The organism is Thermoanaerobacter wiegelii Rt8.B1, from assembly GCF_000147695.2.
Classification (GTDB): Bacteria; Bacillota; Thermoanaerobacteria; order Thermoanaerobacterales; family Thermoanaerobacteraceae; genus Thermoanaerobacter; species Thermoanaerobacter ethanolicus.
The window spans coordinates 51,309-65,000 of the sequence record NC_015958.1; the positions used below are offsets into that span (position 1 = coordinate 51,309).

The 13,692-nt window shown below is 34.2% G+C and carries 12 protein-coding genes, 2 tRNA genes, 1 other RNA gene, 2 pseudogenes and 1 riboswitch; all 17 genes and pseudogenes read left to right on the plus strand.

What is annotated here, in order from left to right; genetic code table 11:
• The first annotated feature begins 367 nt into the window (after positions 1-367).
• Positions 368-1,780: a group II intron reverse transcriptase/maturase gene (gene ltrA / locus THEWI_RS00250; RefSeq protein WP_014062009.1), complete on the plus strand. Its 1,413-nt coding sequence runs from the start codon at positions 368-370 to the stop codon at positions 1,778-1,780.
• A 113-nt stretch (positions 1,781-1,893) separates the two neighbouring features.
• Complete coding sequence (locus THEWI_RS00255) at positions 1,894-2,157, plus strand: hypothetical protein (protein WP_014062010.1); 264 nt, start codon at positions 1,894-1,896, stop codon at positions 2,155-2,157.
• Positions 2,158-2,283: 126 nt separating this feature from the next.
• Positions 2,284-3,329, plus strand: a pseudogene (locus THEWI_RS00260) (IS30 family transposase).
• Between the two features lie 187 nt (positions 3,330-3,516).
• Positions 3,517-3,720, plus strand: a pseudogene (locus THEWI_RS14505) (UPF0236 family transposase-like protein); the annotation flags it as partial.
• Positions 3,721-4,394: 674 nt separating this feature from the next.
• Entirely contained in the window at positions 4,395-5,417 is a 1,023-nt protein-coding gene (locus THEWI_RS00265) for a DUF1646 domain-containing protein (RefSeq protein ID WP_014062011.1), read from the plus strand.
• 121 nt (positions 5,418-5,538) lie between these two features.
• On the plus strand, positions 5,539-5,985 hold the full coding sequence (gene tadA / locus THEWI_RS00270) for a tRNA adenosine(34) deaminase TadA (protein ID WP_004399459.1): 447 nt from the start codon (positions 5,539-5,541) through the stop codon (positions 5,983-5,985).
• A 4-nt stretch (positions 5,986-5,989) separates the two neighbouring features.
• Positions 5,990-6,080, plus strand: a tRNA-Ser gene (locus THEWI_RS00275).
• 55 nt (positions 6,081-6,135) lie between these two features.
• Positions 6,136-6,229: transfer RNA gene (locus THEWI_RS00280), tRNA-Ser, on the plus strand.
• 19 nt (positions 6,230-6,248) lie between these two features.
• An RNA gene (ffs, locus tag THEWI_RS13705) (signal recognition particle sRNA large type) lies at positions 6,249-6,515 on the plus strand.
• Positions 6,516-6,648: 133 nt separating this feature from the next.
• A complete protein-coding gene (locus THEWI_RS00285) occupies positions 6,649-8,547 on the plus strand; it encodes an HD domain-containing phosphohydrolase (RefSeq protein WP_014062012.1) in 1,899 nt (632 codons plus the stop codon).
• A 61-nt stretch (positions 8,548-8,608) separates the two neighbouring features.
• Positions 8,609-10,171, plus strand: coding sequence for a DNA polymerase III subunit gamma/tau (gene dnaX, locus THEWI_RS00290; RefSeq protein WP_041589278.1), 1,563 nt, complete (start codon positions 8,609-8,611; stop codon positions 10,169-10,171).
• A 66-nt stretch (positions 10,172-10,237) separates the two neighbouring features.
• Positions 10,238-10,573, plus strand: coding sequence for a YbaB/EbfC family nucleoid-associated protein (locus tag THEWI_RS00295; protein ID WP_004399453.1), 336 nt, complete (start codon positions 10,238-10,240; stop codon positions 10,571-10,573).
• 9 nt (positions 10,574-10,582) lie between these two features.
• Positions 10,583-11,182: a recombination mediator RecR gene (recR, locus tag THEWI_RS00300; protein ID WP_014062014.1), complete on the plus strand. Its 600-nt coding sequence runs from the start codon at positions 10,583-10,585 to the stop codon at positions 11,180-11,182.
• 48 nt (positions 11,183-11,230) lie between these two features.
• A riboswitch (Fluoride riboswitch) is annotated at positions 11,231-11,290 on the plus strand.
• 60 nt (positions 11,291-11,350) lie between these two features.
• Entirely contained in the window at positions 11,351-11,752 is a 402-nt protein-coding gene (gene crcB / locus THEWI_RS00305) for a fluoride efflux transporter CrcB (protein ID WP_014062015.1), read from the plus strand.
• Positions 11,752-12,135, plus strand: a complete 384-nt coding sequence (gene crcB / locus THEWI_RS00310; protein ID WP_208854406.1) for a fluoride efflux transporter CrcB — start codon at positions 11,752-11,754, stop codon at positions 12,133-12,135. The genes crcB (THEWI_RS00305) and crcB (THEWI_RS00310) overlap by 1 nt, the downstream gene beginning before the upstream one ends.
• Positions 12,136-12,189: 54 nt before the next feature.
• Positions 12,190-13,362 carry an HD-GYP domain-containing protein gene (locus tag THEWI_RS00315; RefSeq protein ID WP_014062017.1) on the plus strand — a complete coding sequence of 391 codons (1,173 nt, stop codon included), beginning with the start codon at positions 12,190-12,192 and terminating at the stop codon, positions 13,360-13,362.
• A 49-nt stretch (positions 13,363-13,411) separates the two neighbouring features.
• Complete coding sequence (locus THEWI_RS00320) at positions 13,412-13,684, plus strand: DUF2508 family protein (RefSeq protein WP_006569873.1); 273 nt, start codon at positions 13,412-13,414, stop codon at positions 13,682-13,684.
• Positions 13,685-13,692: the final 8 nt, after the last annotated feature.

Consider the following 13,692-nt stretch of genomic DNA (forward strand, 5'->3'; position numbering starts at 1 on the left):
AGTGGGAACCACTAGCCAAGAGCAAGGGTGTCCATCGTGAGGTGGAATCTGAAGGAAGCTTAAGGCAAAATCTCGGTCTGATGAACAAGAACCAGATAAGAGGCTGAATTGGGATGGATGAGTTTGCGTAACAAAACGAAGTCCAACACTACCCGAATCCCATACAGTAAATCTGGCAGATATATGAGATGAAAGTTATCGTTCTTACCCGGGGAGGTCTCAAGGATAAGTCATGGAAGTAAAATCTGAAGTGACAACCCATGCAGTGATGTATGGCTGAACCTTGAGAAGTCAGCAGAGGTCATAGTACTTATCTAGTCATGAATAGATAAGGAAGGACCGAACGTTAGGAGGTTTTGGAAATCTTATGGACTCGAAAGATATGCAGAGACTGCAGACAACTCAACAAAGAGGCTATCCGTTGAATAGAGAAATGGAATTTCAAAAGACAACGGAAGTGCATAGTATATCATCGGCGTCGGAAGATGGAAGAAACGAGGTACAAAGATATACCGGCAAGATGCTTGAAATGATAGTAGAACGAGGGAACATGGAAGCAGCATACAAGCACGTTGTTGCAAATAAAGGAAGCCATGGAGTCGATGGGATGGGAGTAGATGAACTTCTACCGTATCTCAAAGAAAACTGGGCAACCATAAAACAACAACTGCTGGAGGGGAAATACAAACCACAACCAGTGCGAAGAGTAGAAATTCCCAAACCTGATGGAGGAGTAAGACTACTAGGAATACCTACAGTACTAGACAGACTAATACAACAAGCAATAGCCCAAATACTAAATAAAGTCTACAACCATACATTTTCTGATAGCAGTTATGGATTCAGACCAGGACGCAGTGCAAAAGACGCAATAAAAGCCGCAGAAGCATACATAAATGAAGGATACACGTGGGTTGTAGATATGGACTTAGAAAAGTTCTTTGACAGAGTAAACCACGACATAATAATGTCCAAACTAGAAAAGCGGATAGGAGATAAAAGGGTACTAAAGTTAATACGAAGATACCTAGAATCAGGAGTAATGATAAACGGAATCAAAGTATCAACAGAAGAAGGGACACCCCAAGGAGGGCCATTAAGTCCCCTATTAGCAAACATAATGTTGGACGAACTAGACAAAGAACTTGAGAAACGAGGGCATAAATTCTGCCGATATGCAGATGACTGCAACATATACGTAAAAAGCAGGTCTGCAGGAAACAGAGTAATGAAGAGCATAAAGAAATTCATAGAAAGCAAATTAAAACTAAAAGTCAACGAAGCAAAAAGTGCTGTAGATAGACCATGGAGAAGAAAATTTCTTGGATTTTCATTCTATACAAAAGAAAACGAAGTAAGAATAAGAATCCATGAAAAATCCATCAAAAGGTTTAAGGAAAAAGTAAGAGAAATAACCAATCGGAACAAGGGAATAAGCATGGAAAACAGAATAAAAAGACTAAATCAAATAACAACAGGATGGGTCAACTATTTTGGATTAGCAGACGCGAAAAGCATAATGAAAACCCTTGACGAATGGATAAGGCGAAGACTAAGGGCATGTATATGGAAACAATGGAAGAAGATAAAAACGAAGCATGATAACTTAGTAAAACTAGGAGTAGAAGAACAAAAAGCCTGGGAATACGCCAATACAAGGAAAGGCTACTGGAGAATATCCAATAGCCCAATCCTAAATAAGACTCTTACAAATAAATACTTTGAAAGCATAGGTTATAAGAGTTTATCCCAAAGATATCTAATTGTACACAATTCCTAATGAACCGCCGTATACCGAACGGTACGTACGGTGGTGTGAGAGGACGCTGAATAAAATAATTATTCAGCTCCTACTCGATTGAATTTTTTAACAATACTACAGGATGTGTAAACGTGGATCTGAGAGAAATAAAAGACTTTAGCGTCCACCCATCGGCGGATGACCCTGTAAATTTATCAGTAGTATTGAAACATCTTTATGAAAAACATCCCGAAATCGAGGTTGAAGTTGTGGATTCGAGGAATTTTTTCTTTTTTCTTTATCTGCTCAAATACAATATAAAAGGTGGTAAAACTGCCTGGATAATGGAAGGCAAAAAAGTTTTTGAAGGTATACCTACCATTGAACAACTTGAACAAATTTTGCAGGCGCATTAAAATATTATTTCAAGGGATTCTGGTTAGTTGTATAATTAAATGCAACAGATAAAAAAATAGAAACCATAGTGAAAATCATGTATGATATAGGTGTCAAATCAACATCATACAAGGAGGATTTTCACTATGGTTCATAATAATTGTACCACAAAAAAGCGTTCTTTTAAACACTTAAGTAGCTATGAACGAGGAGAAATCTATGCATTACTCAAGGAAGGAAGGAGTATTCGGTATATTGCTAAAAAACTTAATCGATCTCCAAGTACCATAAGCCGTGAAATTAAACGTGGAACTACTACACAACTTAGAAGTGATTTGTCTTCTTATACAAGCTATTTCCCTGAAACTGGTCAGGCTGTCTACGAAAAAAATCGTTCAAATTGTGGAGCTAAATTTAAAGCAGCTAAAGCAGAAGATTTTTTGAAATATGCTGAAAATAAAATATTACATGAAAAATGGTCGCCGGATGCAGTTGTAGGTTATTGTAAGAAGGACCCAAGCTGGAATAATAAAACCATTGTTTGTACTAAAACACTCTACAACTATATAGATAGAGGATTATTAAAAGTTAAAAACATTGATTTACCTTTAAAACTACGTTTAAAACCAAGGAAGAAGCAAAACCGTAAAATAAACGTATTATGGGTAAAAGTATTGATTTTAGGCCTAAAGAAGTTGAAAGCCGTGAAGTTTTTGAACATTGGGAAATAGATACGTTAATTGGCAAGAAGTCTAATGACAAGGTCCTTTTAACATTAACAGAGCGTAAGACTCGCCATGAAATAATATTTCTTTTAGATGCAAAAGACAGCAAATCTGTTAAAGATGCACTATCAAAATTAAAAGATATAATTTGGTGATAATTTAAACAAAGTATTTAAAACCATAACATCTGATAATGGTACAGAGTTTTAGTGATTTTAGAAAGTACTCTTTTAGAATATGGGGTAGAAGTATATTATACACATCCATATTCATCTTGGGAAAGAGCTACGAATGAACGACATAATGGTCTTATACGACGTTTTATCCCTAAAGGAAAAAGTATTAAAGATTTATCTATAGATACGATAAAGAGAGTAGAAAATTGGCTTAATAACCTTCCACGAAAATTGTTAAATTATAAAACACCTAAAGAATGCTTTTATGAGGAACTGGCAAAAATCTGTTAAGCCCATCTCTTATAAAGTATAGAGCTCGCTCGTGATTTGTCAAGGGGCAGGCTTCGCCTGACTTAAACCCTTGACAAATTACGACCTTCGCTCAATTTGTTAACTAAGATGGGCTTAAGGTTATATATGATTTGTCCCAAATCCTATATCTACATGATTTTCATTAAGTGTTGCATTTAATATTGCAATTTATAAGAGTAAAGATTTTTATGAACTTGAAAAAGGTATCCATGAGCTTTTTCAGAAGGTGTGCAACCAGATTCTTGGATGGGCATAAGAAGAGTTGGATACGTGTCTAATGAAGGAACGCGACCATAAGACGTGGGAAGTAATAGGATTTAGAGCAAAGCAAGTAGTGAGCGTCTTTGGTGAATTTACTTATAAAAGACGTTTCTCTTGCCATTTCAATCAAGGCATTATATTTCTTCAAAGCCCAATTGTAGCCCTTGCGGGCAAGCTTAGCAATAGTTTGCACTAAAATCTTCTTATCAGCATCTAAAAACTTGCCATAAAAAAATTTTCAAGAATATACAAAGGGGACTCAGAAGTAATATCAGAAAATACCTTATCATAACCGGGAAAGAGCTGACTTACGAAAGCAGAGAGGTGATTTTTATACTTTGCAAAATCATCTGACAACCTAAAATATTGACGGCAAAGGATGTTTAAAGACCTATCATGCAAAAATAGCTAAAATCCTTTGAAACGTCAATTCCCACAACAATATTATTGTTTATCATAAAAAATCACCTCATTTAATGCTTTTAGAAAGACTTCATAAGTTCCTCCCTACATTACTTGAGTATACAGCCTTGCATATGAAGCGAGGATACCCTAGGGGGCCTCAACTAACCCAATTGTATATACTCAAGGGATGGGCGACGTGCTATTTTGATGAAATAAGCTAGTAGAAGGCTTCCCAGGAGGCATTTATGTCGATGCCACTATCCTATGAGTATTATACAACAAAAACTCTTTGCAACACCCCTGGGGCACCTCAAAAGTTAATGTTCGTGTTTATATACTCTTTTGTATCTAAATATATCTTACAAGGAGGTATAATATATGGTAACAGCATTAGTTGTAATTTTAGTACTTATTCTGTTATTGCCATTTGTGGTAAAACAAGTAGAACACAATTTGGAATATTTTTTATTTACAATGGGAATTATATCTGTAATTGTGTCAAAACAATTTAGTGCAGAATTGTTTTTCCATATTTTTAAAAATCCACTCATTTACTATATTACTTTGGCAGTTTTGATTGCAGGGTTAATTTTTACATTGTTAAAAGAAAAATTGAAAATAGGTGTTGAAAAAGTTGCAGAAAAAATATCTTTGAGGCTTTTCGCATTCATTATAATCGTGGTACTTGGGCTCATGTCAAGCATTATTACAGCAATAATTGCCTCTTTGGTTTTGGTTGAGGTCGTAAACTACTTGCCTCTTACTAGAAAAAACAAAATAAATTTGATTGTCATTGCTTGTTTCTCCATAGGTCTTGGTGCTGTTTTAACGCCTGTAGGAGAGCCATTGGCTACTATTGTTGTATCTAAATTACACGCTGACTTTTTTTATCTTGCACGATTAATAGGTATTGATATAATAATTGCAATTTTAGCTCTTGGATTAATAGGAACATTTTTTGCAAAAAGAGAAAGTGGGATAGGTGAGCCTACAGAAGATGTTGAGGCAGATGAGAATACAAAAGAAGTATTCATTAGAGCTTTTAAAGTATTCGTCTTTATTTTTGCATTAGAGCTACTTGGAACAGGTTTTAAGCCTATAATTGATTTATATATTGTTAAAATGAAAAGTGAGCTTTTATACTGGGTAAATACAATTTCCGCAATTGTTGATAATGCTACGCTAGCAGCAGCAGAAATTTCTCCATCAATGACGCCGGAACAGATAAGAGCTATTTTAATGGGAATGCTTATTAGTGGAGGAATGTTAATTCCAGGTAATATTCCAAACATCATTTCAGCGGGAAAATTAAAAATAAAAAGTACAGAATGGGCACGAACTGCTGTTCCTCTAGGTGCAATACTTTTGATAGTGTATTATATTGTATTGTTTGTGATCTAAATAAATTCAAGTAGGAGTATACTTGACACTTAAATAATTCTCTGATAAAATACCTTTATGCAGAGTACAAATAAAAAGCCACAGGTTTATTTTGTGGGCATGCATATTTACGGTGGATTGTATGATTAATAGATTCATGGAAGCTGCTATTTTAGAGGCGAAGAAAAGTTACCAACTTGGAGAAGTACCTGTTGGAGCTGTTATTGTAAAAGACGGACAAATAATTGGGAAAGGATTCAATCAAAAAGAATCATCAAATGATGCAACAGCTCATGCGGAAATATTAGCGATAAAAGAAGCTTGTAAAACTCTTGGCAGTTGGAGACTTGATGACTGTAGCATGTATGTGACTTTAGAGCCTTGCCCTATGTGCGCTGGAGCTATTTTAGAATCCCGCATAAAGAGGGTATATATAGGAGCGGAAAGTGAAAGAACAGGTGCTGCAGGTACAGTAGTTGATATTTTAAATAACAGCTATTTAGGAAGTAAAACAGAAGTGTATTTTGGAATAATGGAAGAGGAATGCAAAACTCTTTTAAAAGATTTCTTTGAAAATTTAAGGGGATAAGTGCGGAGAGATGGCTGAGTGGTCGAAAGCGCTCGCCTCGAAAGCGAGTGGGCGAATTTTTCGCCTCGTGAGTTCGAATCTCACTCTCTCCGCCATGAAAATTGAATAAAAAGGTGGAGTAATTACATGGGTTGAAGTCCAGTAAAACGTGGAGAGATGACCGAGTGGACGAAGGTGCACGACTGGAAATCGTGTGTACCCTTTAAAAGGGGTACCGAGGGTTCGAATCCCTCTCTCTCCGCCATGAAAAAGGTAATTCTTGGCCGTACTAGATGGGGAGGTAGCGGTGCCCTGTAACCTGCAACCCGCTATAGCAGGGTCGAATTCCCAGGCTGAGGCCTTACCATTGTAAGGTCTGGCATAAGTAAGTGGCGTTGATACTTGAGTCCTGCGCAACGGAAATTTGCGAACCCCGTCAGGTCCGGAAGGAAGCAGCGGTAAGCAAACACTTCCGTGTGCCGCAGGGGAGCTTGAGTGGAGCTAACTGCTTATGTAACGCTTATGGTGGCAGGTCGAAGCTGGGTGTACGGCCTTTTATTTTTGTTCTTTTACTGGAAAATATTTCTTATTATTTTTTATAACTCTTACTTAAAATGTGAAGGCTTTTAGCCGAAATAAATATATGGAACTTATTCTTACAAAAGAAAAGAGATGGAGGATAGTATGTTTAAAAGATATTATAATACACGGATATTTTTTACTTTATTTGGAATTTCTGTAATTGTTTACTCATTGTCATTAGCTCATTTTTTGTCAGGGTTTGAAAATAGAGTTTTTATAGGGGGAATAATTTTATTAATTTCGCTGGGGCTATCGAGTTTTTTATCTAAAAAATTGTCTGAACCTATTAAAAAATTAAACGAAGCTGTTAAAAGGATTTCTCGCGGGGATTTTGATTATCAGTTAAATATTACTGATTCAAAAGAGTTTAGGGAACTTTCAGAGAATTTTAATTCCATGGCTAGAGACTTATCTCAAAGTTATAAAAAATTAAAAGAACAGACGGAAAGTTTAATACAACAAAATGAAGAATTACAGGAGTTTAACGCGGAATTAGAAGCTTCTTACGAGCAGTTAGAGACTTTGACTCATGAATTAGAAATTTCTGAAAGAAAGTATCGATTGTTAGTAGAAAATATTCGGGATATTTTGTGGGTGACTGATAAAAATTTTATTATTGAATTTGTCAATTCACGAGTTATAAGGTATTTAAATTATACTCCTCACGAATTGATAGGAAAAAGCATTTTTGAAATTGTAGATGAAGACAGCAGAGAAATCTTGAAAAACATGATGGAAGGTAAAATTAATTTTTCAGAAATCAATTTTAAAAACAAAGAAGGCTTATTGGTTATAACAGAAACCCATGTTAAAAGGCTAAAAATTGATGAAGAAGTGGTAGGCATTCAAGGCATTTCTCGAGATATTACAGAAATGTATTATGTAAAAAAACAGATAGCTGAAAAGAATAATGAAATATTGGCTATTAGTGATGTAGGAAGGCTACTTACATCGGGAAGTGACATAAAAGAGGTATTGAATAACATAGTAGAAAAAGTTGCTGAATTGTTAAATTCACCTTTGTGCACTATAAGAGAATATAATCCGTATTTTCATAAGTTTGTTTTACTTGTAAAAGGGGGAGAATTAAAAGATTATCCTGTCTATGAAGAAATTAAATTATCAGAAGAGGACATAAATGAATTAGTAAATCAAAAAGAAATAAAAATAAAAGATGTAGAAGAGTTTTCTCATAGTGAAAAAATAACACCTATTTTTGCAGCTAAAGATGTTTATTCAGTTGTGATAGTGCCTTTAATTTTTAGAAATGAAACTAAGGGAATTTTAACAGTTTGGACTGCAGCAAATACGGTCAAAAATATGAGTTTATTGAGATCTATTGCCAGCGCAGTGTCTGTGGCAATTGAAAATTCCAAACTGTATGACGAGATTAAAAAAGTCTATATAAAGACTATAGAAGCTTTAGCTTATGCAATGGAAGCAAAGGATTTATATACGAAAGGACATTCTATGAGAGTATCTCAATATGCTGTTTTAATAGGGGAATATATGGGCTTTTCAAGGGAAAAAATAGAACAATTAAGGATTGCAGGGATATTACATGATATAGGAAAGATAGGTATATCTGATACTATTCTTCTAAAGAAAGGCAAACTCTCGGAAGAAGAGTATAACGTTATAAAAAGTCATCCAGAGATATCAAGAAAAATTTTAATGCCTATAGATCTGCCGAAAGAAATATTAGAAGCTATTTCCAAACACCATGAACGATATGATGGGAAAGGTTATCCTTATGGTTTAAAAGGCGAAGAAATCCCTATAGAAGCAGCAATTCTTGGTGTGGCTGATGCCTTTGATGCAATGACTTCTGATAGAGCTTATAGAAAAGGAATGACTATTGAAGAAGCAGTAAATGAAATTTTAAGACATAAAGGTACTCAATTTCATCCTGAAATAGTAGATGTATTTATCTCAATTTACATGAATGCGAGGCAAAAGCTAGAGGAAGTAAAAAATCAGATATTTGAAAGTGTTTCTTAAAATTTTAGATGTAGAAATATATCTTTTTTTTGTTACAATTGAAAATAACGAGGTGTTAAACATGTATCAGTCTTTATATAGAAAGTACAGGCCCAAAAGCTTTAAAGAGGTGGTGGGGCAAGAGCATATTGTAAAAACTTTAAAAAATCAAATAAAGCTTAATAAGATAGGACATGCTTATCTTTTTACAGGCACAAGAGGAACAGGGAAAACCAGTGTAGCCAAAATTTTTGCAAAAGCAGTTAATTGTTTAAAAAATACAGAGGGAGAGCCTTGCAATTCTTGTGAGATTTGTCAAGCTATAAATAATAACACTACTATGGATGTTTTAGAGATTGATGCTGCATCTAATAACAGTGTAAATGATGTAAGAGAATTAAGAGAATCTGTAATTTACGCTCCTTCTCAAGCTAAGTACAAAGTATATATAATTGATGAAGTGCATATGCTTTCTACGGGGGCTTTTAATGCTCTTTTAAAAACGTTGGAAGAACCTCCTCCTCATGTGATTTTTATTCTTGCTACTACTGAACCGGATAAATTGCCTGATACTATTTTGTCAAGGTGTCAAAGGTTTGACTTCAAAAGAATACCTACGCGGCTAATTGCTCAAAATCTTGATAGAATTTGCAATGACAGTGGAATAAAAATTGAAGAAAAGGGACTTAAAACTATTGCCCTCTATGGAAATGGTTCTATGAGAGATGCGATAAGTCTACTAGAGCAATGTGCTTCTTACAAAGAAGGGCTTATAACCTATGAAGATGTATGCGAAATGTTAGGTGTAGCTAATGATGAAATGTTATTTTCTCTTTTAGATTACATGAATGCTAAAGATGTAGCAGCTTCATTGAAACAATTAGATAAAATTTTGTCCTATGGAATAGACGTGGGGAATTTTTTAAAGTCCTTAACTTATATTTTGAGAGATATGGTGCTTTACAAAACAGGAGGAGAGGAATTAAAAGAAATTTTATATAGCGATGTAGAAACTGTAAAAGAAAGAGTGCAAAACTTTGGTACAGCTTTTTTGACTAACGCTTTAGAAAAATTTACAAATCTGCAAAAAGAAGTTAGATATGCTATATCTCCGTTAACCCTTTTAGAAGTGACTATTTTGAGGTTGATAAAGCCGGAAATTTCTTACGATATGATGAGTTTGTTAGCAAGAGTAGAACAAATAGAAGACAAATTAGAAAAAGGACAATTTTTTTTGAGGGAAGAAAAAGAAGAAGTCGAAAATAAGAAGATAAATATTTCGCCAGAAGAGGAAAAAGAAGAAAACGTGACCTCGCAAATAATACATCAAGATGATATAGATCTAGAAAAAATGTGGGCTGAAGTAAAAGAGATGATAAAAAAAGAAAGAATAGCTTTGTACGCCTTTATAGAAAAAGGGATTCCTTATTTAAAAAAAGGAACAATTGTGGTAGAATATCCTGAAGAGTATGCTTTATTAAAGGAGGAATTGAGCAAAGCGGAAAACAAAAGTTTTATTGAAGGAATATTAAAAGAACTAGTTGGGAAGGCAATTCCTTTGAAGTTTGAATTAAGAAAAAATGAAGAGGAATTACTTGTACAGCAAGTTAAGGAGTTTTTTGGTGAAGATATAGAGATAATATAATTTTCACAAATAATTCAAAAAAGCATATAAATATTTTTAGAATAAAATTTAGGAGGTTATAGTGTTATGGCAAAAGGCGGATTTCCGGGCGGGTTTAATATAAATAACATGATTAAACAAGCCCAACAGATGCAAGAAGAAATAAAGAAAATGCAAGAAGAGCTAATGCAAAAGACTGTAGAAGCTACTGCCGGTGGTGGGATGGTAAAAGCAGTTGCTAATGGTAGAAAAGAACTTGTAAGTATTGAAATAAATCCTGATGTTGTAGATAAAGATGATGTAGAAACGTTAGAAGACCTTGTATTAGCTGCGGTTAATCAAGCGTTAAGGAATGCAGAAGAAATGATTGCTTCTGAAATGGCAAAGATAACCGGAGGACTAAACATTCCTGGACTGTTTTGAGGTGAAAAAATGAACTATTATTCTGCATCTTTAGCAAAGCTTATAGAAGAACTGTCGAAGTTGCCTGGTATTGGCCTTAAAACAGCACAAAGGCTTGCTTTTTTCATAATAAACATGCCGCCAGAAGAGGTAAAAAGCTTATCTCAAGCGATTATCGATGCAAAAGAAAAGATAAAGTATTGTAGAATTTGTTATAACATAACTGATACAGAGGTTTGTAACATATGTAGTGATAAAGAAAGAGATCATTCTCTTATATGTGTTGTTTCTCATCCTATGGATGTTGTCGCAATGGAGAAAATACGAGAATATAAAGGAGTATATCATGTACTTCATGGTGTTATTTCTCCGATAGAAGGCGTTGGCCCTGAAGATATAAAAATTAAAGAACTTTTAGACAGAGTTAAAAATGGAAATATAAAAGAAGTTATACTTGCTACAAATCCTGACATAGAAGGAGAAGCGACGGCAATGTACATTGCTAAGCTATTAAAACCGTTAGGAATAAAAGTTACAAGAATTGCTCATGGTGTGCCAGTAGGCGGTGACCTGGAATACACCGATATTGTGACTCTTTCAAGGGCTCTTGAAGGTAGAAGGGAATTGTAAAAAGTGTTGCATTTTCATTTGTAGTTTATTATAATAAATTTGTGATGAATAACATAAGGCGATGGAGCTCGCCATAAATGCGGAAACGCTAATGGCTCCTATTAGGATGATGTAAGGCCTAATAGGGGCTTTTTATTGCCTAAAAATGTAAACGGAAAGGGGATTTTCATGGAATACATCTGTATAGGAATTGGAGGATTTTTTGGAGCAGTACTGAGATATTTAATAGCAATTTACTTTACAAAAACGTATCACACTGTATTTCCCTTTGAAACTTTTATGATAAATATTTTAGGTTCATTTTTGCTAAGTTTTATTGCTAATTTTACTATGGAGGAGTATGAGGTAAATACTTATTTTAGGTTAGCGATAACAACCGGATTTATTGGAGCTTTTACGACATTTTCTACTTTTAGTGTGGAAACAATAAATTTATTAAAGGCAGGGAAAATTTATATTGCTTTAAACTATGTGACTTTATCGATAATTGGGGGCCTTTTGATGTCTTATTTAGGATTTAAATTTGCTGACAAAACTTTTGAATTGCTAAAGGAGCGGGAGAAGGAATGATAACAAGTATACTGTATGTGGGAATTGGAGGAATTTTTGGAGCAATATTGAGATATGAAATATCGCGGCATATAAAGGAAAATCGAGAAATAATTATTCCAATCGAAACTTTCATTATAAATGTATTAGGTGCATTTTTATTAAATTTTTTGTCAAGTCCTAAAATAAATGTAGATTTAAGCTATGATGTTAAACTTTTTTTGACAACGGGATTTCTAGGTGCTTTTACAACATACTCAACTTTTTCCCATGAGACAGTAGACTTAATCAAGAATAAAAAATATTTTCATGCATTTATATATATGTCCTTAACAATTATATTTGGACTAATAGGAGGAGTATTGGGATATTATCTCGGAAATTATATGGGAAAATTGATTTGATTGGTGTATAATATATATCAGTAGAAAATAAATATCAGTTAGGAGGAATAAAATGTGAATTTAAATTATAATAATTTGCTGTCCTCTTTATCTTTGGCCCTTGACGTTCAAGAGTATAAAAATATGGGACATGCAAGAAAGGTGGCTTATATTTCTTTAAGGATTTCTGAAATGTTAAATTTAAATGAAGAAGAAACAAAAAAAGTATACTATTCTGCCTTTTTACATGATATAGGAAAAGGAGATATATACGAGGACTTTAACACGGATGACTGGTGGAAGCATAGTGAAAGAGGAAGCGAGATTGTAAAGAAGTTGCCTTTTGGGGAGCATTTTTCGGAGATTATAAGATATCATCATGAAAATTACGATGGAAGCGGACATTTTAAACTAAATGGTGATTCTATTCCTTTAGGAGCTCAAATTGTTTTTATATCTGATCAATTTGATATACGGTACACCTCATTGGTCGGGAAAGAAAGCGAGTATAATATTCGGAATAATATAAAAGAATGTATAAAAAGTGGTGCTGGTAAGATGTTTAATCCTGTGATTGCAAATGCATTACTTGAACTTACAAGACAAGAAAAATTTTGGCTTGATTATAAATTTTTTGATATAAAAAGTATATTAAAAAGGATTGAACCTAAAGACACGGTTTCAATAGGAATTGAGGAATTAGAAGATATAGCAGAGGCTTTCGCGCAGATTATTGACAACAGAAGCCGATTTACATATAACCATTCCAGAGGTATTTCAAACTTAGCTTATAAGATGGCGAAAGTGATAGGCTATGATGAAGAGATAACCAGGAAAATAAAAATTGCAGGGTTGCTTCATGACCTTGGAAAGCTAGCTGTACCTAATTCTATTCTTGACAAACCGGACAAGCTTACTGAAGAGGAGTTTATGGTTATAAAATCTCATACCTATTATACTAAAGAAATACTCAAAGAAATAGGAGGAATAGATGATATAGCAGAATGGGCCGCAAATCATCACGAGAAATTAGATGGAAGCGGGTATCCTGAGGGATTAAAAGGTGACGAAATTGGAGAGATTGATAGACATGTGGCGGTTTGTGACATGTATCAAGCATTGACAGAAGACAGGCCTTATAGAAAGGGACTTGAACCGAAGCAGGCGATAGACATTATTGCAAAATCGGTGAAAGATAATAAAGTAAGCGGAGAGTCTTTAGAAATTTTAAAAGAAGTGGTACTTTGATGTATACTCAACCGTATTTTAGGAAATAATACGGTTGAGGAGGTATATTATGGGAATGCTTTTCGATTATTTAAAAGAGATTGCGGTAACAAAAAATATATATGACTACAATAGTGAGAACTATCAATTGGTAAATGAAGTGAGACAAACGATAAAAGAATTGAAAGATGCAGAAATTTATTTTCAAAGTGTCACAGACCCTGACTTAGTAGATTATGCTATATATCGGTTAGAGAGTTTAAAGAGAAAGTACATATATTTATTGAAAAAAGCAAAAGAAGAGGGAATAAATTTTGATAATTTTTCGTCCCTCCTATCATAATTTGTCCT